The following is a 22,263-nucleotide window of genomic DNA, read 5'->3' on the forward strand; positions in this document are numbered from 1 at the left end:
TTGACTTATTTCCGCTCTATACACTTAATCTTCCTGTTTTTCTCTCTCTTCGCTGTAAGCGTTATGCAACCCTCTTCAAGCAAAGCGACAAACTTTTTTAAATGGTTGTTAGAACATAACAAACAAGTGCAACCACAACAACACCCACAAATTATAGAACAAAAGAGATATAAACCACAAAAAAAAACTATAACACAAAAATCCGTACAAAAACTAAAAGAAGAAAATGCGCAACGTGTTCTCGTCCTAGGGGATTTTGTAGCTTCTGCTGTTGCTGATGCACTTAAGAAGTTTTTTACCGATAAGAACAATATCATCATTATAAATAATACAATCTCAGATTCTGGCTTAGTCCGAACTGATCAGACCTTTTGGAAAAATAATATTTCTGAACTCATTGAGAAAAATAAACCCAATGCGATTATCATGGTAATAGGTGCAAATGATAACCAACCAATCACAACGCCTCAGGGCATATTTAATACGAATGAGCCAGAATGGATAAAAAACTACAAGCAAAGAATTACTGAAATCGCCGAAAGCCTTCATAATTCGGGAAAACCGTGGATATGGATGGGACAACCTGCTTTCAGAAATGATAATTTGACACAAAAAATGAAAATTTTTAATGAACTTTATAAACAAGAAATAGAAGAAAGAGGAGGATATTTTGTCGATATTTGGGACGGTTTCACTGATGGACAAGGTCAATTTTCTTTTTCAAGCTATGATGCAAATGGAAAAGTCGTTAGATTACGCACCCATGATGGTATCAATTTTACCTCTGAAGGAAAGAAAAAACTTGCCTTTTATTTAGAAAAAAAATTGGAAAATATTTTAAATACTCAGACATCTTCTGATGAGAATTCATTTTTAACCAATATCAACACTTCAAAGCTTACACAAAAATCGCACCCTATTGAACGCCAAGCCGCAATGAGCCTCGATGACATGGCACAACAAAATACTGGCTTGCTTCACAAAATAGACCAAAGCTTCATTGAAAGATTATGGGTTCCGCTCAATGGTTATCAAAAAGACCGAGCCGATAATTTTTCTTTCCCCTAATGTCTTTTCAAACACAGAGTCTTCATTTTTTTACAAATTCAAAACTAATGAAAATCCTCCGTTCATAGGTCATGACAGGTTGAAAATTACGTAAATCTCGACCACAGAAAAGATTATAACAACGGTATAGCGCACACCATACCGTTGTCCCTGATTACAGTCCACGTTTTTTCATCATTGCCTCTGGTGAAGGCAAACGCCCCCGAAAAGCTTTATAAAGCTCCTCTGGATCGCGGCTCCCTCCAGCAGAATAGATAAAACACTTTAAACGATTAGCTAACTCTGAATTAAAAACATCATCTGTTTCTTCAAAAGCCTGAAAAGCATCGGCATCAAGTACTTCTGACCACATATACGAATAGTAACCAGCAGCATAACCATCTCCTGAAAATATATGCGTAAAATGTGAAGGACGATGCCGCATGATAATTGTGTTGGGCATTTGCAACTTTTCTAATTCTTGATGCTCAAAGAGTATTGAATCAGTTATCGTTTTTCCCTGATGAAAAGCCATATCTACAAGAGCCGATGAAGTGAATTCAACCGCAGAAAAACCAGCATTAAATGTCTGTGACGCTATCACTTTATCCATCAATGCTTGTGGCATAGGAAGCCCTGTTTTTGTATGCGTAGCATAAGATTTTAAGACCTCTGGTACAGTTAACCAATGTTCGTAAAGTTGAGAAGGAAGTTCAACAAAATCGCGCGAAACCGATGTTCCTGCAACAGAAGGCCATGTGACATCAGAAAGCAAACCGTGTAACGCATGGCCAAATTCGTGAAAAAGCGTATGCGCATCATCAAGTGATAAAAGCGCAACCTCTTCTTTGGGTGGCTTAGCAAAATTACAAACATTGTAGATAATAGGCTTCTGTCCACCATTCAATTTATGCTGCGATTGTAAACTACTCATCCACGCGCCAGAACGTTTTGAAGAACGTGCAAAATAATCACCAATAAAATGCCCAAGTATGCTTCCATCGGATTTTCTTACTTCCCACAAACGTGCATCAGGATGCCAAAGTGTAACAGCACTTTTTTCTTCAAATGTAATGCCAAAGAGTTTTCCTGCCACACCAAAAGCCGCTTCAATCATGCGGTCAAGTTGAAAATAATATTTAATTTCAGATCCATCGAAAGAAAATTTTTCAGCGCGAAGCTTTTCAGCGTAATAACGCCAATCCCAAGCTTCTAAAGTTTCATTGCTTCCCTGATTGTGTGCAAAATTTTGCAATTCAATTTGTTCACTCAAAGCTTTAGATCTTGCCCGTTCCCATACAGGGGTAAGCAAATCCATAACCGCATCAATACTTTTAGCCATGGTGTTATCGAGTTTTAAATCTGCAAAAGATTTATATCCTAGCAATTTAGCCTTCTCATCACGAAGAGCAACAATCTCTAAAATAATCGACCGATTATCATTCTCGTTACCATTTTCACCACGTTTGGACCAAGCTTTAAATGCTACTTCACGTAAATCACGACGATGAGAAAATTTCAAAAAAGGATCAATAATTGAACGTGCAAATGTTAATGCATAGGCTCCCTCATGCCCCCTTTCGCGCGCAATTTCCTTCATTGAAGCAATGAGATCATCAGGCAAACCAGACAAATCTGTTTGTTCTAAAAATAAAATCCATTCAGATTCATCTCTTAAGACATGCTGGCCAAAAGTAGCATTTAAAAAAGCAAGCTTCTCATTAATCTCTACAAGCCGTTTTTTACCATCTTCATCAAGTTTTGCACCATTACAAACGAACTTTTTCCACCATAATTCAAGTACACGTTTTGTCTCACTATCATACATACCTTGCTGCGACTGTTTATAAAGCATGTCTATTTTTGCAAATATCCGTGCATCCATCATAATTTTCGAAGAATAATGAGAAAGCTTTACAACAAACTCTTGTTCTAACTTCTGAATCAATGGATTACTATGCGCACCTGAACGCAAGAAAAATATTGAACATATACGATCAAGCGCTTTGCCAGAGAGCTCAAAAGGTTGCAAAAAATTCTCAAGCGTTGGTGGTTCTTGCACAATTGCAACCGCCTCTAGCTCTTCTTCCGCTTCTTGAAGGGCCTGTTCAAAAGCGGATTTAAAATCCTCATCTCTTATTGAAGAAAAATCAGGAAGTCCTGAAAATCCTTTCCAGTCCAGCACAGCTGCTTTTGTCATAATACTCTCTATCTCCATTATAAATTTAATGTATAATCATTACCTTTACGACACAAATTGATAATATACTAAAACTATTTAGTGAATTTCAAAAATGCCTTTCAAACCTCTCTCTTAAGAGCAGAAATAAAGAATATTTTTATCATTAGGAGATAAACAAAAGTGAGAAGCTCTACATGTCTGATTCATGAAATTGTTTATAACCTGCAATCTATCCTTGACTTTATTTCAAATATTAACAATTGGAGAAGTGCAATCGGGGAGGACTTTTTTTAAAATCTTCTATAACTTGTGTTTTATCCTAATCCATGATCTGAATTTATAATTCTCCAATCCTTCGGAAGGTACTTTGTTATGACTGAAATTAAAACGACCTTCGACTTCAAAAATTCTTCTCCTGAAGTTCTCGCCGAAGAATTAAAAAATTATCATTTTGCTGACTCGATTGATATCATCAATGATCTGGATATCATGGAACGTGTAGCTATTCTTAGCCTTTTACCTCTTGATTATGCCATTGAATTGTTTGATAAGCCAGAACTTGAGCAACCAGCTGCTATTCTTGAACTTCTTCCTGTGAAGCGTTCCGTTGAAATTCTTGATGGCATGTCTGCTGATGCTGCTGCCGATGTCTTTCAGGAAATGGATGAAAAAACCCGCAAGCAGCTTTATGCACAGCTCAAGCCTTTAACGCGCGCCGAACTGAAAAAACTTACGAGTTACCCTGATCATACAGCAGGTGCACTCATGACCACAGAGTTTATAGCTGTCCCTGCAAACTGGACCGTAAAAAAAACATTGGATCACATTCGTGATGTTGAACGAACACGTGAAACAGTTTATACAAGCTATGTCATTGACCCTAAAACAGGCACTCTTCTTAAAGCTGTTTCCCTGCGTAACCTTATCCTTGCCTCACCTGATGATCAAATTCTCAATGTCTCTACACATGACACACCCATTACAATATCTCCCTTTACACATCATGAAGATATTGCTCGTCTTTTTCAGCGCCATGATCTTCTCTCTGTACCGGTTATTGATGATAGTAATCATGTCATTGGTATTGTAACAGTCGATGACGTACTTGATACAATGGTTGATGAAATGAGTGAAGATGCTTATAAGTTCGGAGGTATGGAAGCTCTTGATAAGCCTTATATGCAGATCAACTTTCTAGGGATGATGAAAAAACGCGGTGGTTGGCTCGCATTACTTTTTCTTGGTGAAATGCTCACAGCAAGCGCTATGCAATATTTCGAAACAGAACTTGAAAAAGTCATTACTCTCACACTCTTCATTCCTCTTATCATGAGTTCGGGAGGAAACTCTGGTTCTCAAGCAACATCACTTATTATTCGCGCTTTAGCGTTACGTGAACTCACACTTAAAGATTGGTGGAAAATTATCCTTCGTGAAATTCCAGCAGGAATATCCCTTGGCCTTTTACTTGGAATTATTGGAATGATGCGTATTGCTCTTTGGCAAGAACTCGGTATTTACAACTATGGTGAGCATTGGATTTTTATTGCCATAACAGTGGGTGCAGCTTTAGTTGGGATTGTCACTTTTGGTTCTTTATCCGGCTCCATGCTTCCCTTTATCCTTAAACGTTTTGGATTTGATCCAGCAAGTGCTTCAGCTCCTCTTGTAGCAACTTTGGTGGATGTTATGGGAATTGTGATCTATTTTTCTGTTGCCTCTTTTATTCTGTCTGGAACTCTCCTCTAATATGGAAAAAAACACATCCCATGCAACTTAGAATTTCTGCTCTGTAGACATAACTATGCAACATACTAAGTTTTTTTAAACATAAATAGCATCACACACTTTAAATAAGACCCTTAAAGACTATCACAATTTATTATTTAGAATACTCTTCTTATGAAGAAGTGAGCACTTTTTAATGACGAATCAAAAGGCAAAAAAGAGTTTAGCGTATCTATAAAACAGTCTTAGAAAAAATCTCATAATCGTTTAATACACTGTTTAAATATGCGAGCAAATACAACGTAAGAAGAGATAAGTATAAGAAAATATCATCACTCTATTTGCAAAATTCTAGTATTATAATTACTCTTGTATTCAGAGTGGTTCTTTATGAAAGCATATCCCGTCTTTTTTCAAACGAATTTTATTCACACATCAATCTCTCTATGTACGCTGCAAAGAAGTGATTTCTTCTGCTTCATAACAAAAGGGGTATAAATGAGAAACAATTCTTTGTATTTAACACTCTCACTTACAAAAAAAATTATAACTTTATTATTATAAATCAATATCTTGTAATACATGACTTCATTGAATTTTAACATTGATTTACAGATAACAGTTATTAGAGAGAAATTTTATTATAAACGAGCAAAATTACATTCTTCATTTTTCTAGTACAAAACTCATATGAAATATCCCCATACTCAAAAAAATGGGCTTTTTTCAAACCAACAGAACATCAAAAACCTTTTATACAAAAATGCAGATCGTAAAAAGGTCATAAAAATCAGGAATAATGCTTCAAAAAATGTAATGGAAACAATAATCATGAAATCCCTTATTTCTAAGAAACAGTAATTGATTTAATTGTTTTCTCTCCCCCCTTCCAAAATTATAAAAAAACATGTAAAAGGTTTTGTAATAGTTAAGGTAAGGAACGCAAAGACGTTACCTCAAATGAAATCTCATTAAACGAAAAGAAGAAAATTTATGCAATTGCGCAATATCGCCATCATTGCCCACGTTGACCATGGCAAAACAACACTCGTAGACGAGCTTCTCAAACAATCAGGGAACTTTCGCGATAACCAGCGTACCAGTGAGCGTATGATGGATTCAAACGACATTGAAAAAGAACGCGGAATTACAATTCTAGCAAAAGTAACATCTGTGGTTTGGAAAGACACCCGAATTAACATTGTTGATACACCAGGTCACGCTGACTTTGGTGGAGAAGTTGAACGTATTTTGAACATGGTTGACGGAGCAATTGTACTTGTTGATGCTGCTGAAGGCCCAATGCCGCAAACAAAATTTGTTGTTGGAAAAGCATTGAAAGTGGGTTTACGCCCAATTGTTGCTATCAATAAAATTGACCGTGCTGATGCACGAGCTGATGAAGTTATCAATGAGGTTTTTGACCTTTTTGCTGCTCTTGATGCAACCGATGAACAACTTGATTTTCCTATTCTTTATGGCTCAGGCCGTGATGGATGGATGGCAGAAACCCCTGAAGGACCAAAAGATCAAGGATTGAGCCCTTTGTTTGATCTTGTAACGCGCCATGTCCCTTCTCCTAGTGTAGCAGAAGGACCATTTCGTATGATCGGAACTATTCTTGAAGCAGATCCTTTTCTTGGGCGAATTATTACAGGCCGTATTCATTCAGGCTCTATAAAGCCCAATCAAAGTGTCAAGGTTCTTGGGCAAGATGGAAAGCTTTTAGAAACTGGGCGTATTTCAAAAATTTTGGCATTTCGTGGGTTGGAACGACAGCCTATTGAAGAAAGTGTTGCCGGTGATATTATAGCAATTGCCGGTCTACAAAAAGGTACCGTTGCGGATACTTTCTGTGATCCCACGGTCAACGAACCTCTCACCGCTCAACCAATTGATCCTCCCACTGTTACTATGAGCTTTCTCGTCAATGATAGCCCCCTTGCAGGAACGGAAGGTGATAAAGTAACAAGCCGTGTCATCCGTGATCGTTTGTTAAAAGAAGCAGAAGGCAATGTAGCTCTTAAAATTGAAGAATCGGCTGATAAAGATTCTTTCTATGTTTCAGGACGAGGAGAATTGCAACTTGCAGTTCTCATTGAAAATATGCGCCGTGAAGGATTTGAGCTTAGTGTTTCGCGTCCACGGGTTGTTATGCAAAAAGATGAAAACGGAACAACTCTTGAGCCAGTCGAAGAAGTTGTCATCGATGTAGACGAAGAATATTCTGGGACTGTTGTGCAAAAAATGTCTGAACGTAAAGGTGAAATGATTGAATTGCGCCCTTCTGGAGGAAATCGTGTCCGTCTTGTTTTTTATGCACCAACGCGAGGGCTCATTGGCTACCAATCCGAGCTTTTAACTGATACACGTGGTACAGCCATTATGAATCGTCTGTTCCATGCTTATGAACCTTATAAAGGGGACATTAATGGCCGTGTCAATGGTGTTATGATTTCAAATGATAACGGAGAATCTGTCGCGTATGCTCTTTTTAATCTTGAAGACCGTGGGCCTATGATAATTGATGCCGGTGTTAAAGTCTATCAAGGTATGATTATTGGCATTCATTCACGTGATAATGACTTAGAAGTCAATGTTTTAAAGGGAAAGAAGTTAACCAACATGCGCGCTTCTGGAAAAGATGAAGCCGTAAAATTAACCCCTCCCCTTAAAATGACACTAGAACGAGCTCTAGCATGGATACAGGATGATGAACTGGTAGAAGTGACCCCTAAAAATATTCGTTTACGCAAATTGTATCTCGATCCCAATGAACGCAAACGTTTTGAAAAAACACGCGCCACAGTCTCAAACTAATTTTGTGACTGTCTCAGTTAAATACGCCATTATACTAGCTTAATCATACTCCGGAAAGGATATTTACATGAATATTAAGGAAATCCCCGTTGGTAAAAATCCACCAGAAGATATCAATGTCATTGTAGAAGTCTCTCTTGGTGGTCAACCAATAAAATACGAGATGGACAAAAAATCAGAAGCGTTATTTGTTGATCGTTTTCTTCATACATCAATGGTTTATCCAGGAAATTACGGCTTTGTTCCCCATACACTTTCAGATGATGGTGATCCTATTGATGTTCTTATCTGTAACACCCGTCCACTTATTCCGGGTTGCGTTATTAATGTTTGCCCCATCGGTGCTCTGATTATGGAAGATGATGGTGGTAAAGATGAAAAAATTATTGCTATCCCTACTCCAAAATTAACAAAACGTTATATCAATATTCATAACTATACAGATCTTCCTGAAATCACATTAAAGCAAATTGAACATTTCTTTGAGCATTACAAAGATCTTGAGCCTGGAAAATGGGCCAAAATTGAAGGTTGGCGTGATAAAGATTTTGCGCGTGAACTGATTAAACAAGCTATTGAGCGTAATAAAGAAATATAACTCTTATCAAAGAATAAAGCCTGTTTTTTAAAATAGGCTTTTATTTTGCAGTCTTATTTTCTAAGGATTTCCATATCTGTTTTAATTCTTCCAAGTGTGTTGAAAAATGAAGCTGCTTGTAACGAGATGTGCTGCCACATTTCAGAGAAATACAAGAAGATGGAATTTTCCATTGCTTCGCTAAAAATTTAATGAGAGCTTTATTTGCTTTTCCATCTTCAGGTACAGCACGAAGGCGTATAGCCAAATACTGCTTTCCATCATCCCTACACTCAACCCCCAATATTCGATCAGCACAAGCCTTTGGAGTGAGATGAACAAATAGAATCAAGCCATGAGTGTCATCTTGATAAAACATCTTCATTCATCTCATATCGCATTTTTATAGATACATGCCTGCATAAGCGCGCCACATGAAAGTACGAATAAAATAAATAATTATAAACACTACAATAGGCGAAATATCAATTGTTCCAAGATTTGGCAAGAACTGCCGGATACGGCTTAAAACTGGCTCCGTAAGCTGATGCAGAAATCTTCCTATTAAAACAACAAAGCGATTGCGTGCATTTATGATATTAAATACATAAAGCCAAGAAAAAATAACACTTGCGATTAAAACATCAATATAAATACTGAAAATGAGATCAATCACTTCAAGTAATGCATAAACCATGCCTTATTCCTCTTTCAATTAAAAAAACAGAAGAGCGTAAGAGTTATCATTAAAATAAATCTGTTTATCGAATAATGCTTTTATACTTCAGCGTTCTTTTTCCCATGAATGGAAAATCTAAACATCGCTATTCTTCACCTCTATATTATAGTGATGATACCTGATAAACAAATATGAGAAACAAAGAATAGCTTATCAAAATAAAAGCAACAGGGAACGGTCCAGAAAATTTTCAAACAATTTCTGAACATTCTTTATACAATAATTACGTTTTTAACCGTAAACACGTTATAAAAAATATTTAAACTAAAAACGGCCTTTAAAGGCCGCCTTTATTATATTTTACAATTACTTCTGCAAAGCAGTCAAACGGTTAAGAGCATTGCTAAAACCATTCAGTTGAACGAACAAATCATTCAAAGGTGGTTCGCCTGGAGCAGCAATCGTCATAGCCAATTTCAAATGCTTTCCAGCACGTAAAGCCGCTACGTGATTTTTATCAAACACTATAGGAACAATGCAACCTGCTGGTACACAAGTCCGAATACCGGTTTCGATAGCAGCTTTTCCTTCATCGACTTGTAAACGAACAGGCTTAGAAACCAAAATGCCAAAAGGAACCGTTAAATTACCAGATACCACACCATCAGCATTGAGAATAACATTCATAGCCACAACAACACGCCCCTGATCATTTACCTCTTGGCGGTGCATGAAACAAACTTTTTTTCCCTCTTGTATACCACAATTAATAGTCCACAAGCCGTAGGTTTCAGCCAAAGAAGAAGCGCCATTTGGCAATGTAGCCGCTGCATTTTTTGTTTCAGTAGACTTTGAACCTGTTGCAAAGGCTACAGAAGAAATACTCAAAAGAGTAAAGACTATAAGTAAATTAAATAACTTTTTCATTTTATATTCCAGTTCTTTACATAAAAGAGAAACACGTTTATTATCTTTTAATAGTAGATATAACATAAAGCATTCTTAATAAAAAAAAGCTTTCTATAATTATATAGCTTTTATAATCACCTAAGGCTACCTCGAAATTCGTTGACGACTCTCCTATAAACACACTTTTTAAAAGAAATAACAATTGAAGGAAGAGTTTCCAAATCAATCCATTTCCACTGGTCAAATTCTGCTTTATTACCATCTGGTGGGGGATTAATTGTAATTTCAGAGAGATCACCTGTAAATTGAAAAGCGAACCATTTTTGTATTTGTCCGCGATATTTATTGTTTAATGTACACCCAACAAGTTCTTGTGGAAAATCATAATGGAACCAATCCTTTGCTTCCTTAATCAACTTTACAGATCGGATGCCCGTTTCTTCGTACAGTTCACGACGTGCTGCATCTAATGGCTCTTCATTCTCATCTATCCCTCCTTGAGGAAGTTGCCAACGGTGAGACATCTCAGTATCGGCATGAGCGGGCGTCATTAAACGGCGCCCAACCCAAACTTTACTTGCATGATTAAACACAACAATCCCAACACCTTTCCGATAAGGAAGAGTTTTTAAATTAATCACTGCATCATTCATCCAATTATCCCCAGCATAAACCGCATATTCTTCCTTACTTTAAAATATCTTTATGAGGATCTGGTGGAAATGCTGCATGTGCCATTTCACCCCGTAACAACTTATAAGCTTCATGCAATTGTACATCATCCTTGGGATCCTGTGGAACAAAAGCTGCTGATCCGGACCCTTTATTGTTTTCCCGCTTCCCTTTAATATGTCCCTTTAATGTAGATTCACCAATCTTTACATCATAGCCTTTATATTTTTCAGGGAGCGGCTGCTCTACAATAATATCAGGTGTGATCCCAGTTCCTTGAATTGAAGTACCAGACGGCGTGTAATAAAGTGCTGTTGTTAAACGTAAAGCACCATTTTCACCTAAGGGGATAATCGTTTGAACAGATCCTTTACCAAAAGACTGCGTCCCTAAAATTGTAGCACGACGATGATCTTGTAAAGCACCTGCAACAATTTCAGAAGCACTTGCCGAACCACCGTTAATGAGCACAATGAGAGGTTTTCCATTGATGATATCCCCCGGCTTAGCATCAAATCTCGTCACATCACTCTTCTTACGCCCACGGGTTGATACAATCTCACCTTTATCAAGAAAGGCACTCGAAACACTCACAGCTTGGTCTAAAAGACCACCAGGATTAAGCCGCAAATCAAGAACATATCCCTTCAACTTATCTTGAGGAATTTTCGACTGAACATCTTTAATAGCAGCCTGAAGATTGCCAAAAGTCTGTTCAGAAAACTGAATAATTCTTAAATACCCAATATCATCCTCAACACGATATTTCACCGCCTTTACTTTGATGATATCACGAACAACCTTAATTTCGAGTGGCTTATCAACACCAGAACGAATAATTGTCAACGTAATTGGTGTTCCAGGAGCACCCCGCATCTTACTAACAGCTTCATTCAATGTTAGACCATTCGTCTGTACACCATCGATTTTTGAAATGAGATCCCCTGCCAAAATACCTGCTTTTGAAGCAGGTGTATCATCCATTGGAGAAACAACTTTAATTAAGTTCTTTTCCATGGTTACTTCAATACCAAGCCCCCCGAATTCTCCCTTTGTAGAATCTCGCATCTCCTTGGCTTCTTGCGCATTCATGTAAGAAGAATGGGGATCAAGCGATGTCAGCATCCCATTGATAGCATTTTCAATAAGTTTTTTATCATCTGGAACCGTCACATATTGCATACGTACGCGTTCAAAGACATCGCCAAATATGGCTAGATCTTTGTACACATCACCTTCGTTATTGGCAGCAACAGACTGCACCATAATCATTGAACAGGCGCCGAGAAATACCCCAGCGACCAAAAGAATAACTTTACGAATCATTTTGGTTCCTTCTTGTTTTTTCAGTACGCCACCAAGGAGTTGGATTTACAGGCTTCCCCTGTTTTCTAAACTCAATGTAAAGCATTGGAGCAGTTTTGCCTATATCCAATGCAACACTGTTCGCAATAAATTGCATTCCCATCGTTCCAAGAGGTTCACCTGCAAGAACAAACTGCCCCTGAGTAACATTGATTCTCGACATTCCAATAAGAACAATATGATAACCACTCCCAACATTGAGAATAATTAATTGTCCATAAGAACGAAATGGTCCAGCAAAAGCAACAAAAGCATCAGAAGGTGATATAACAATAGCTGATGCTTCTGTTTCAATCATCTCACCAAAGCGTGTCATCTGCGAACTATTATGAACATGTTGCACGCGTTTTCCCAAAACAGGTAAAAGTAAAGAGCCTTTTCGGCTTTCAAAATTGGACTGCTCTAATAATTGTAAATTTTTCTTTACCTGTATTGATGTATCAGAATTAAGCTTTGATTGTCGATCAAGCTCTAAAATCAATTCCTCTAAAGACTGTGCTTTTTTAGCAAGAATAATGTTTTTTTGTTTCTGCTCTGTCAGTTCTTTTTCTGACTTTTTTTGTAATTGTGCTTTTTTATCTAATAAAAGTTCTAAACGCTTTCGCTGTTCTGCTTGATTTTGCATATTCTTTTTTAATGCTGTGTATTCCGCAGCAATTGAATTGGTTAAAGTGGTCAATGCCTTCAGACTTTCTGTTAAAGCCTGCGTTTTTTCCTGCATTTGAGATACAACACTCCCTAATAAAACAGAACTGTGTATAGAAGCTAACACATCCTCGGGCCGCAACAAAAGAGCAGGAGGTGGATTTAATCCCATGCGTTCTAAAATGGCAAGTACTTCAGCAAATTCAGCACGCCTATTTTTCAAATTTTTATGAACTTGTACCCGCTGTTCTATCATTTTTTTTAGTTTTTCTTCTCTTTCAGCAATATCATTTGCTGCTGCACGTTCTGCTTTAGCAGCTTTTATGAGTGCATCACTCAAAGCATGCTGATCTTTTTTTAAACGCTCAACTTGACGCGTAAGAAAAATAACACGCTCACGCGAGAGTGAAATATTTTGGTGAGTTTCTATCAACGCTTTATGTGCTGCTTCTACATTATTTATTGTATCTTCAGCATGCGATACAGAAAAGCATCCGCCCATAATACTCAAGAACAGCACAACAAATATCACGCATTCCTCATATAAATGTCGCATCTTTTTATGAAGAAGCTTCTTCATTTGCCCAACCATTCAGCATCATCGCATAAACTAGCGATGCTTTAAATGATGTCCGCTAAAACAATATTAATAAATATATCAATAGGTGCTAAAAATTGCACAAAAAGATTAAAAACGATGATATGGATGATTGCTTGCAATTGTTACAGCACGATAAAGCTGTTCTGTAAGAAGTATGCGCGCAATTTGATGCGGCCACGTCATCAAACCAAAAGACAAAAGAAAATCAGCACGATTTCTTATCTGATCATTATGCCCATCAGGCCCTCCTAAAGCAATGATAAGATCACGGACACCTTCATCACGATAAAACCCCAATTTTTCAGCAAAAGCAGATGAGGAAATCGACTGTCCACGCTCATCCAACACGATTAATTGACACTTCTCAGGCAAAAAAGCGATAAGCTTTTTCCCCTCTTCTTCCATACGCTGACATGCTGTCTGAGCACGACTTTCTGATATCTCCTGTAGTTTTTTAAAATGAAATCCCACAGCTCCAGAACTTTTAGAAAAACGATCCAAATAATGGTGAACCAACTTTTGCTCCGCTCCCTTCTTCATGCGCCCAACAGCAAAAATAGAAATTTGCATGTTAATGATCTCCAAAGAGAACCGACTTTGTATTGTTTAAATCTGGAGCAAGCCACATTTTTTCTAAATTGTAAAAGAGACGAATTTCTGGACGAAAAAGATGGACAATGATATCACCTGTATCAATCAATACCCAATCACCTCCCACAAGCCCTTCTACCTTTGCAACACCATACCCATTGTCTTTCCAAGTGCGTAACAAATGGTCAGCAACAGCAGTTATATGACGTTGTGAGTGGGCTGAAGCTATCACCATGTAATCAGCCAAAGATGATTTACCTTGAATATCAATGGAGATGATATCTTCTGCCTTCATATCCTCTAAACTCTTGAGAATAATTTCAAGACCCTCACTGGCAGAAAAGATTTTTTTTTCTGTCGCAGATACAATACCGTAAGAGCTTTTTTGTGCAACGTTTTCCAGACCAATATCCTTTCTTATCATTTGATAATATAAAAAAAAGAGAAGCAGAATCTTCTAAAATATTCAAGAAAAATCATTCTCCTTTAAACGAAGGTTTGTTGAAGATTGAAAAGACAAAGGTCCATGCAAATAAGTCCAAGCCGGTGGTTTCATAAAAGGCAATCGTATACTTTCTCTCTCATCTAAACGAAAAGAACGGTAAATCTGTGCCATAGGAGAAGAAAGTGCTGGTATATGCGCAAAAGGACGATCAACAATCGCAACAGGAAGCATAGAGATGATATCATGCCATCGACACCAACAATGAATCGTTGCAAAACTATCTGCCCCCATCACCCACACAAAATGGACTCCGCGATAATGTGTAAGAATATAAGAAATTGTATCTACTGATACTTTGCTGCCTATCGCCTGTTCAAAACCCGTTACGCGAATCTTCGGATGATCAATGAGTTCAATACTTAAGCGCATTCTTTCATCTAAGGAAGGTAAATGTGTCCGGTCTTTTAAGGGGTTTCCTGGAGTAACCATCCACCATAATTGATCAAGACACAAACGCCGAATTGCGGCCTTTGCAACAAGAAGATGCCCAGCATGCGGTGGATTAAAAGACCCACCAAAAAGACCAACAACATTGGACTTTTCAACATAGGGCATGCGATTCTTCCAAGGAAAAAATGGATTTTTCAAGGTCTGACCTGTCCATTTCCTTTGATATGGTACTGAAATGATGTTAGTTGTTCAACACCTATCGGACCACGCGCATGCATTTTTCCTGTTGCGATACCAATTTCTGCCCCAAAACCAAATTCACCTCCATCAGCAAATTGTGTAGATGCATTATGAAGCAAAATAGCTGAATCCAAACGGTTAAAAAACATTTTCACCACCCTCATATCTTCAGCAATAATCGATTCTGTATGACCCGATGAGTACCGTTGAATATGTGCAATAGCTCCCTCAATACCTTCAACTGTTTTTACAGAAAGAATGGCATCAAGATATTCGTGCGACCAATCTTCTTCTGTAGCTAATTTGGCATCTGGCATAAAAAAAACAATATCTTCTGTTGCACGAATTTCACACCCCTTTTGCTGTAAAGCAATCAGAACAGGAAGAAACTTTTTTAATGCTTTGCGGTCAATAAGAACTGTTTCAACAGCACCGCATATACCTGTTCGCCGTAACTTTGCATTTAGAACAATATTACGCGCCATATCTAAATCTGCTGATTGATCAATATAAATATGACAGAGCCCCTCTAAATGCGCAAAAGTTGGAACACGTGCATCAGACTGAACGCGTGCAACAAGACTTTTCCCACCACGAGGAATAATAACATCAATCGTACCATCCAAACCCTTGAGCATTTCTCCAACAGCACCACGATCTGTTGTTCCAACCATTTGAATGGCATCTTTAGGAAAACCAGCTTCCTCCAATCCCTTCACCAACGCCAAATGAAGTGCATGAGCAGAATGAAAACTATCTGAACCTCCCCGTAAAATTGCAGCATTTCCAGCCTTCAAACATAAAGCACTTGCATCAATTGTAACATTTGGTCGACTTTCATAAATGATGCCAATGACACCAAGAGGTGTACGGACACGACTAATATGAAGCCCATTTGGACGGGTCCATTCACTCATCACTTGTCCAACGGGATCAGGCAAATCAGCAATTTGACGCACACTCTCTATGATTGCATGCAAACGCAATTCATCTAATTTAAGCCGATCAACCATTGCTGCTTTTAAATTATTATGAGCAGCATTCTCTAAATCTTGACAATTCGCTCGTAAGATTTCAGTTGAATGCGCTTCTAAACTCAAAGCTATCATTTCTAATGCTTTGGTCTTTTGTTCAGAAGACATAGCAGCTAATGCCGCAGCGGCATAGCGTGCTTTTCGCCCCATGTCCTGCATTTGTTCTTTTAACACCATAATATCATCCAGTCTGCCAAAATAATAAACAAAATAAAAATAATTTTTTAAGCAGAATCGGTCATACAGCGTAAAACCATATCATTACGATGGACCATAGCAGAACGTGCTTCATATCCAAGGATAGTTTCAATTTCTTCGCTTTTACAACCCATAATACGTATTACTTCATCTTTGCCATAACTCACAAGTCCACGAGCTACCTCAACCCCATTTGTATCAACAATGGCAACCGTATCTCCACGGTTAAACCTTCCCTCAACAGCAACAACTCCTGCAGCTAATAAGGATTTTCCAGATTCAAGAGCTTTAACCGCTCCCTGATCAATCGTCAAAATACCAGATGGATCTAAATGACCAGAAATCCATGTTTTCCAAGCGTTAACAGGCTTTTCACCAGCAGCAAAAAAACTTCTGCGTTCCCCTCTGTCAAGCGCCGCAAGAGGATTCATACGCTTACCTGAAGTAATAACCATCGCCGTTCCAGCGGAATTTGCTATTTTCCCAGCATCTAACTTGGTCTTCATTCCTCCACGAGAAAGTTCTGAAGCAGCCACATCTGCCATTTTCTCGATATCACTCGTGATTGAAGCAATAAAAGGAATAAATTCAGCCGTTGGATCACGATGGGGAGATTTTGTATAAAGTCCATCAATATCTGATAAAAGTATTAAAAGATCCGAACCCATCATTGTTGCTACTCGCGCTGCTAAACGATCATTATCCCCATAGCGAATTTCACTTGTTGCAACGGTATCATTTTCATTAATAACGGGGACCGCACCAAAACGCAAAAGTACATTAATTGTAGCGCGTGCATTAAGATAACGTCGCCGTTCTTCCGTATCGAAGAGAGTGAGTAAAATTTGACCCGTTTTTAATCCATATTGAGCAAGCGCATCACCATATGTTTTAGCTAACTCAATTTGTCCCAACGCAGCACATGCCTGACTCTCTTCTAATTTCAAAGCCCCCTTAGGAAGCTGTAGCAATGTCCTTCCTAAAGCAATAGCACCTGAAGACACCAATAAAATCTCAACGCCTTTTTGATGCAACTGAGCAATATCACTTATCAAACTGTTAAGCCATTCGGCACGTAAACCTGTCTGAGAATCAACCAAAAGAGCAGATCCAACTTTGATCACAATGCGTTTATAGTGCGCAAGTTTTTGTAATCCAACGGACATCTTCATCAACCCTATTCTTCGCTCCCATTATCCTCTTTACGCGCCATTTCGATAACATACGCAACAGCACGGAGCACATTTTCTAAACCTTCACGACTGACTGCAGAAAACATCATAACAGGTTTACCCGTTACTCTTTGCAAGACCTCTTGTTTTGCTTTACGTTCCTCAAGAGCGAGAGTATCTATCTGGCTTAAAGCGATAATTTCAGTCTTATCACTCAGTTTATTCCCATATGCCTCTAATTCCTTACGCACAATTTGGTATGCTTTTGCTACATCTTCTTCTTGGGCAGAAATTAAATGAAGTAAAACACGACAACGCTCTACATGACCTAAAAAACGGTCCCCAATCCCCACACCTTCGTGTGTCCCTTCAATCAGACCAGGAATATCAGCCAAAACAAATTCACGAGCATCAATACGTGCAACACCAAGATGAGGATGAAGAGTCGTAAAAGGATAATCTGCAACTTTTGGCTTTGCAGCCGTTACTGATGCTAAAAAGGTTGACTTCCCAGCATTCGGTAAACCAACAAGCCCCCCATCAGCAATTAATTTCAAACGAAGCCAAAGTGAGCGCTCTTCTCCTGAAAGTCCTGGATTCGCACGGCGTGGTGCTCGATTTGTAGATGTCGTAAAATGAAGATTCCCAAAACCACCATTGCCTCCTTTTGCAAGAAGATAACGTTGTCCTACTTCCGTTAAATCACAGATTAATGTTTCATTATCTTCTTCAAAAATCTGCGTGCCAACCGGTACTTTAAGGATAATATCATCACCCTTTGCACCTGACATGTTACGCCCCTTGCCATGCTCCCCTGTTTTTGCTCTAAAATGCTGCTGATAGCGATAATCAATCAACGTGTTGAGCCCATCCACAACAACAGCCCAAACATCACCACCACGTCCACCATTCCCCCCATCAGGTCCGCCAAATTCAATGAATTTTTCACGACGAAAAGATACCGCCCCTGCCCCTCCATCACCAGAACGAATATAGACTTTAGCTTGATCAAGAAATTTCATTGGAAACACTCACTGAGGAATCAATCCCTCCACCTCTATAGGCAATGCATTAGTTTTACCAGTTTTTCATTATTGACAATAAAAAAAACTCTTAACACTCTCGCCAATAGTCGTTTAAAAATACTCTTAACATTCAAACCCATGCAAATAAACTTACTGCTTTTTGAAAAGAAGAAACTATTATTATACTTCTGCTTTTCCCTTAAATCCGAGTGCTAGAAGATAAAGCTCTACTGATTCTGATCGACTTGCAGGTGGTTTTACATGATGAACTGTTTTAAAATTCTGTTTTAATGTCGTAAGAAGAGTGTTCTCTGCTCCACCTTGAAAGGCTTTTGCTAAAAAATGCCCTCCAGGTTTAAGAACTGAAAGAGCAAAATCCGCAGCCACTTCACATAAATAAACTGTTCTTAAATGATCCGTCTGACGGTGCCCTGTTGTTGGAGCGGCCATATCAGAAAGAACCACATCCGGCTTTTCCCCTAAAGCATCAATTAATTTCTGCGGTGCATCTGCATGCAAAAAGTCCATTTTTAACATCACAACTCCAGGCAGCGGATTAACATGCAAATAATCAATACCAACTACGCTAGGTTTTTGATCGTTTGATCCTACTACACGCACAGCAACCTGACACCACCCCCCTGGCGCCGCTCCTAAATCAATAATCTTTTGGCCTTTCTTGAGAAATTTATAACGCTCATTAATTTCGATTAACTTATAGGCCGCACGCGAACGATAACCATCCACTTTCGACTGATGGACATAAGGATCATTCAGATGCCGCTCTAACCACCGCCGTGATGACGCTTTAATGGTTCCTGCTTTTTTCTTTACACGTTGATATAACTCATGTGATCCTGAACCACCATATCCGCCAGCCGGTGTTTTTATCGTTTTTTTCATCGTTATTTATTGTCTCCGTATTCTGATAACTGTTAGCGTTTGAAGCTTTTTTCCTTCCTATGTCGACGCCATACACCATCGCGTAACATCAACTCTATCAAAATTCCTTCTCTCAATCCACGATCAGCCACACGTAATCGTTGACTGGGCCAAACTTCTCGAATAACGTCCAGAATTGCACAACCAGCTAAAATTAAATCTGCTCTCTCTCGTCCAATGCAAGGATTAGTTACGCGTTTTTTTATGTCCCATGATAATAAACGTTTTGTCATAAGAGTAATGTCTGCATCATTCATCCAAATGCCATCCACTTGCCTCCGGTCATAACGCTCTAAATTAAGGTGCATTCCTGCTAAAGTCGTAATCGTTCCAGAAGTTCCCAAAAGATGAAACTTTGAGCCTCGAGCTAGAGCCCCTAATTTATGACGTCCTGAAAAATTATTTAACAAACTTCGTACATAACCTTTCATCTTTTCAAAACCGTCTAAACTAACCTCATTTCCCCCAAAGCGTTCAGCAAGCGTAACAACACCAACAGGAAGTGAAGTCCAAGCCTTAATCTGTTCAGTTAAACGTAAAGAACGTTTTCTGGAAACATCAAGGAGCACAATTTCCGATGACCCTCCTCCAATATCAAAAAGCACAATTGCATCAATATTCGGTTCAACAAGTGTACCACATCCTGAAACAGCAAAACGCGCTTCTGTTTTCCGATCAACAATTTCTAATTCAAGGCCAGTTTCATCCAAAACGCGTTGAATAAAATGTCTACCATTCTGCGCTGAACGGCAAGCTTCCGTTGCAACCAAGCGATAGCGCTTAATACGCCTTTGTTTTAGCTTTAAATGACAAATCTTTAATGCTGCAATCGTACGATCCATTGCTTGTGTATTAAGAACACCATTCTTGACCAAACCTTCTCCCAAGCGCACAATACGTGAAAAAGCATCAACAACACGAAAATGTCCTGGTTTACTAGGAGATGCAATAAGAAGACGACAATTATTTGTCCCCAAATCAAGCGCCGCATAAAGAGGTGGAGATTTTAATTGAGAGATCCTTGAAAAAACAGACGCTTTGTTTTTTTTTGTTTTTTGGGCCCCTATAATTGCCTGACCATGAAATTCAAAAGCTGTATTCGTTTGAATCCATTTCTGTTTGCAATGTCTTTTTCGTTGATATTGCTTTATATCAATAGGAATAGAGCGTCCACCTGCCTGTAACAATGCAGAATGATCATTTTGATTGTTACCACAGTGATCATACAATTCTTCTGCTCTGGTATCATATGCTCCTTCTTGCTTTGATTCTTTTGAACCATAATCTAATGGGGTCATTTTTTCTTATCCTTTGAGCATTTTTCCCCAATAAACAAACGCGAGAGCTCTTTTCATTATTAAAACTAAAGTAACAATGCAGCATTCAATTAAAAATATCAAGAAAACATTATCTCTTTTTCTATCATCACAATTTTCAGATATCTGCATAATCCTTTGGTTATTCTCATTAAATCATAGATCAAAGCTATAATCATTGACATTCGCGCCCATTTTTTAACTTGCTTAGGATCCCTTTACATAATTCACATAGACATGGAATGTACCTCACTTGTAAAAAGATGAATTTATACTCCTCAAGAATTTTTTGAATTATAATTTTCCAGTTTATTCACGAAATAATAGCTCTATAATTATATTTTGCAGAATGGCTAGCTTCCTATGCCATCAACATCAAAACTACTCCAGCACTTCAATCAGGAGTTATTGATGGCAATAAGAATACTCTAAAAATCTATATGAAGTTTTTATAAAAATAAAACCAATCGATCCCTTGTTCCAAGGAATCGTATTCTTATTTAAACTAGCTATTTCAAGCAGTTTTTATTATTAATGGCTCATGTAATGAACTCCATAAGCCTTGCAAAAAACTCTAACTCGTTTTTCTCTTACATGAAATGATTTCTTGTGATTTTACATTTGTAAAACGTGTTATATTTTTAAATCAGATATCTCTATTTTGTATAAAAACTCTCACTACATTGCAGCATGTCATTGAGATTTGTAGCAATGATTTATGAGAAAATAATCTCTTCTAAAAGCACTCTATACAATTTATCGCTGTAACGAATAAAGTGCTGCACTCAACCCTTTAAATGGCACAGTAAAAGAAAATGTCTTTCCTTCTTTAATCTTATAGGAAATACGTACTTTTTTGTTTTGTTCTATTTGTTTGCTAAAAATTGGTCCTACAGGTGATTGTGCCAAGCAGACAGTTTCATTACATTGCGTATAGTTGATAAGGATAGGCTTTTTAACACCCTCCACAAACATGCGAATAGGAACATTTATATCAGTATTTGGTAATGTTCGAAAAAGCATCACTGCTTGACCATTTTTGGTAGAAACAAGAGACCAACTAAAAATAGTATTATCTTCCTGATCATGAACCGTCTGCGTTACATTACATATACCTTGCTTAAGTTTTTGTTTTTCATCACAAATCAAAGTCCAATAATCAAATTGCATAATGATTCGACGTGTTTCACCAGGTTCTCCTTTAGGGATAGATAATTGTGGTGGATGCACCGTATAAACATTATCTTTCTCATTAGCAAAACTTTCGCCCTTGCCTATTAAGGCAAGGACAAACAGAATACTTACAAAAATATTTTGCTTCTTTATAATGATATCAGTCTTTTTCATTATTATCTCAGCCTCAAAGTAACCCCTGCGCCTACTCCCCAATGACCACCAGCACTCGTGACAGATATATTAGAACGGATATTTCCATCTTCAGAGGTATAACCAGCGCCAAAAGCAATTGCAGATTGACTACGCCATGTACCTGTACCAAATGAAACACTTAAAGATCCAGGTATATCATAGTAGCGTAAGCTAGATACCGCCAAGCCAATAGCCGCTGCTTGTCTGGCCTCTTTCCGAACATCCTCAACAACATAGCTCAACGTCTCAAACTTCAT

The 22,263-nt window shown here is 38.1% G+C and carries 21 protein-coding genes; 4 read left to right on the forward strand and 17 right to left on the reverse strand.

The features are described 5' to 3' along the window. On the forward strand, positions 1-1,068 hold the full coding sequence (locus tag ME1_RS00875) for an SGNH/GDSL hydrolase family protein (protein ID WP_004862153.1): 1,068 nt from the start codon (positions 1-3) through the stop codon (positions 1,066-1,068). Positions 1,069-1,222: 154 nt separating this feature from the next. Here the strand turns inward: ME1_RS00875 and ME1_RS00880 are convergent, their stop codons facing one another. Then, positions 1,223-3,247 carry a M3 family metallopeptidase gene (locus ME1_RS00880; protein WP_004862156.1) on the reverse strand — a complete coding sequence of 675 codons (2,025 nt, stop codon included), beginning with the start codon at positions 3,245-3,247 and terminating at the stop codon, positions 1,223-1,225. A gap of 354 nt (positions 3,248-3,601) precedes the next feature. On the opposite strand from ME1_RS00880, the gene mgtE reads away from it, so the two are divergent. The 3 genes from mgtE (at position 3,602) to ppa (ending at position 8,375) form a co-directional block, all read left to right on the forward strand. Further along, on the forward strand, positions 3,602-4,978 hold the full coding sequence (gene mgtE / locus ME1_RS00885; RefSeq protein ID WP_004862157.1) for a magnesium transporter: 1,377 nt from the start codon (positions 3,602-3,604) through the stop codon (positions 4,976-4,978). A gap of 972 nt (positions 4,979-5,950) precedes the next feature. Then, positions 5,951-7,777 carry a translational GTPase TypA gene (gene typA, locus ME1_RS00890; RefSeq protein WP_004862159.1) on the forward strand — a complete coding sequence of 609 codons (1,827 nt, stop codon included), beginning with the start codon at positions 5,951-5,953 and terminating at the stop codon, positions 7,775-7,777. A 67-nt stretch (positions 7,778-7,844) separates the two neighbouring features. Next, on the forward strand, positions 7,845-8,375 hold the full coding sequence (gene ppa / locus ME1_RS00895) for an inorganic diphosphatase (protein ID WP_004862161.1): 531 nt from the start codon (positions 7,845-7,847) through the stop codon (positions 8,373-8,375). Between the two features lie 40 nt (positions 8,376-8,415). Here the strand turns inward: ppa and ME1_RS00900 are convergent, their stop codons facing one another. The 16 genes from ME1_RS00900 to ME1_RS08045 form a co-directional block, all read right to left on the reverse strand. After that, complete coding sequence (locus tag ME1_RS00900; protein ID WP_004862163.1) at positions 8,416-8,733, reverse strand: DUF167 domain-containing protein; 318 nt, start codon at positions 8,731-8,733, stop codon at positions 8,416-8,418. Between the two features lie 24 nt (positions 8,734-8,757). Beyond that, positions 8,758-9,051, reverse strand: coding sequence for a YggT family protein (locus tag ME1_RS00905; protein WP_004862164.1), 294 nt, complete (start codon positions 9,049-9,051; stop codon positions 8,758-8,760). 348 nt (positions 9,052-9,399) lie between these two features. Beyond that, positions 9,400-9,960: an invasion associated locus B family protein gene (locus ME1_RS00910; protein WP_035009112.1), complete on the reverse strand. Its 561-nt coding sequence runs from the start codon at positions 9,958-9,960 to the stop codon at positions 9,400-9,402. A gap of 116 nt (positions 9,961-10,076) precedes the next feature. Next, complete coding sequence (locus ME1_RS00915) at positions 10,077-10,595, reverse strand: RNA pyrophosphohydrolase (RefSeq protein ID WP_004862168.1); 519 nt, start codon at positions 10,593-10,595, stop codon at positions 10,077-10,079. Between the two features lie 34 nt (positions 10,596-10,629). After that, on the reverse strand, positions 10,630-11,940 hold the full coding sequence (locus ME1_RS00920) for a S41 family peptidase (protein ID WP_004862170.1): 1,311 nt from the start codon (positions 11,938-11,940) through the stop codon (positions 10,630-10,632). Then, positions 11,930-13,216, reverse strand: coding sequence for a murein hydrolase activator EnvC family protein (locus ME1_RS00925; protein WP_035008991.1), 1,287 nt, complete (start codon positions 13,214-13,216; stop codon positions 11,930-11,932). The genes ME1_RS00920 and ME1_RS00925 overlap by 11 nt, the downstream gene beginning before the upstream one ends. Positions 13,217-13,312: 96 nt before the next feature. After that, a complete protein-coding gene (gene rlmH, locus ME1_RS00930) occupies positions 13,313-13,795 on the reverse strand; it encodes a 23S rRNA (pseudouridine(1915)-N(3))-methyltransferase RlmH (RefSeq protein WP_004862172.1) in 483 nt (160 codons plus the stop codon). Between the two features lies 1 nt (position 13,796). Next, positions 13,797-14,240, reverse strand: a complete 444-nt coding sequence (rsfS, locus tag ME1_RS00935) for a ribosome silencing factor (protein WP_004862175.1) — start codon at positions 14,238-14,240, stop codon at positions 13,797-13,799. Positions 14,241-14,282: 42 nt separating this feature from the next. Continuing rightward, entirely contained in the window at positions 14,283-14,876 is a 594-nt protein-coding gene (locus ME1_RS00940) for a nicotinate-nucleotide adenylyltransferase (RefSeq protein ID WP_004862176.1), read from the reverse strand. Positions 14,877-14,905: 29 nt separating this feature from the next. Further along, the gene (locus ME1_RS00945) at positions 14,906-16,162 is read right to left on the reverse strand and encodes a glutamate-5-semialdehyde dehydrogenase (protein ID WP_004862178.1); all 1,257 of its coding nucleotides are present in this window, start codon (positions 16,160-16,162) and stop codon (positions 14,906-14,908) included. A 47-nt stretch (positions 16,163-16,209) separates the two neighbouring features. Beyond that, positions 16,210-17,349 (reverse strand): glutamate 5-kinase, encoded by a 1,140-nt coding sequence (gene proB, locus ME1_RS00950; protein WP_004862179.1) that lies wholly within the window; start codon positions 17,347-17,349, stop codon positions 16,210-16,212. An 11-nt stretch (positions 17,350-17,360) separates the two neighbouring features. Then, on the reverse strand, positions 17,361-18,377 hold the full coding sequence (obgE, locus tag ME1_RS00955; protein WP_004862181.1) for a GTPase ObgE: 1,017 nt from the start codon (positions 18,375-18,377) through the stop codon (positions 17,361-17,363). A 183-nt stretch (positions 18,378-18,560) separates the two neighbouring features. Next, positions 18,561-19,283 carry an RlmE family RNA methyltransferase gene (locus tag ME1_RS00960; protein WP_004862183.1) on the reverse strand — a complete coding sequence of 241 codons (723 nt, stop codon included), beginning with the start codon at positions 19,281-19,283 and terminating at the stop codon, positions 18,561-18,563. Between the two features lie 32 nt (positions 19,284-19,315). Next, positions 19,316-20,620 carry a Ppx/GppA phosphatase family protein gene (locus tag ME1_RS00965; protein ID WP_004862184.1) on the reverse strand — a complete coding sequence of 435 codons (1,305 nt, stop codon included), beginning with the start codon at positions 20,618-20,620 and terminating at the stop codon, positions 19,316-19,318. A gap of 774 nt (positions 20,621-21,394) precedes the next feature. Then, positions 21,395-21,985: an invasion associated locus B family protein gene (locus tag ME1_RS00970; RefSeq protein ID WP_004862186.1), complete on the reverse strand. Its 591-nt coding sequence runs from the start codon at positions 21,983-21,985 to the stop codon at positions 21,395-21,397. Positions 21,986-21,987: 2 nt separating this feature from the next. Further along, positions 21,988-22,263 (reverse strand): YadA-like family protein (locus ME1_RS08045; RefSeq protein WP_004862188.1); only part of this gene is annotated, 276 nt, incomplete at its 5' end.

Source organism: Bartonella vinsonii subsp. arupensis OK-94-513, from assembly GCF_000278235.1.
GTDB lineage: Bacteria > Pseudomonadota > Alphaproteobacteria > Rhizobiales > Rhizobiaceae > Bartonella > Bartonella arupensis.

Excerpts from the sequence above, each read along its gene's own strand:
- ME1_RS00880 (WP_004862156.1), bottom strand. The coding sequence starts at position 3,247 with ATGACAAAAGCAGCTGTGCTGGACTGGAAAGGATTTTCAGGACTTCCT.
- mgtE (WP_004862157.1), top strand. The coding sequence starts at position 3,602 with ATGACTGAAATTAAAACGACCTTCGACTTCAAAAATTCTTCTCCTGAA.
- typA (WP_004862159.1), top strand. The coding sequence starts at position 5,951 with ATGCAATTGCGCAATATCGCCATCATTGCCCACGTTGACCATGGCAAA.
- ppa (WP_004862161.1), top strand. The coding sequence starts at position 7,845 with ATGAATATTAAGGAAATCCCCGTTGGTAAAAATCCACCAGAAGATATC.
- ME1_RS00900 (WP_004862163.1), bottom strand. The coding sequence starts at position 8,733 with ATGTTTTATCAAGATGACACTCATGGCTTGATTCTATTTGTTCATCTC.
- ME1_RS00905 (WP_004862164.1), bottom strand. The coding sequence starts at position 9,051 with ATGGTTTATGCATTACTTGAAGTGATTGATCTCATTTTCAGTATTTAT.
- ME1_RS00910 (WP_035009112.1), bottom strand. The coding sequence starts at position 9,960 with ATGAAAAAGTTATTTAATTTACTTATAGTCTTTACTCTTTTGAGTATT.
- ME1_RS00915 (WP_004862168.1), bottom strand. The coding sequence starts at position 10,595 with ATGAATGATGCAGTGATTAATTTAAAAACTCTTCCTTATCGGAAAGGT.
- ME1_RS00920 (WP_004862170.1), bottom strand. The coding sequence starts at position 11,940 with ATGATTCGTAAAGTTATTCTTTTGGTCGCTGGGGTATTTCTCGGCGCC.
- ME1_RS00925 (WP_035008991.1), bottom strand. The coding sequence starts at position 13,216 with ATGGTTGGGCAAATGAAGAAGCTTCTTCATAAAAAGATGCGACATTTA.
- rlmH (WP_004862172.1), bottom strand. The coding sequence starts at position 13,795 with ATGCAAATTTCTATTTTTGCTGTTGGGCGCATGAAGAAGGGAGCGGAG.
- rsfS (WP_004862175.1), bottom strand. The coding sequence starts at position 14,240 with ATGATAAGAAAGGATATTGGTCTGGAAAACGTTGCACAAAAAAGCTCT.
- ME1_RS00940 (WP_004862176.1), bottom strand. The coding sequence starts at position 14,876 with ATGCCCTATGTTGAAAAGTCCAATGTTGTTGGTCTTTTTGGTGGGTCT.
- ME1_RS00945 (WP_004862178.1), bottom strand. The coding sequence starts at position 16,162 with ATGGTGTTAAAAGAACAAATGCAGGACATGGGGCGAAAAGCACGCTAT.
- proB (WP_004862179.1), bottom strand. The coding sequence starts at position 17,349 with ATGTCCGTTGGATTACAAAAACTTGCGCACTATAAACGCATTGTGATC.
- obgE (WP_004862181.1), bottom strand. The coding sequence starts at position 18,377 with ATGAAATTTCTTGATCAAGCTAAAGTCTATATTCGTTCTGGTGATGGA.
- ME1_RS00960 (WP_004862183.1), bottom strand. The coding sequence starts at position 19,283 with ATGAAAAAAACGATAAAAACACCGGCTGGCGGATATGGTGGTTCAGGA.
- ME1_RS00965 (WP_004862184.1), bottom strand. The coding sequence starts at position 20,620 with ATGACCCCATTAGATTATGGTTCAAAAGAATCAAAGCAAGAAGGAGCA.
- ME1_RS00970 (WP_004862186.1), bottom strand. The coding sequence starts at position 21,985 with ATGAAAAAGACTGATATCATTATAAAGAAGCAAAATATTTTTGTAAGT.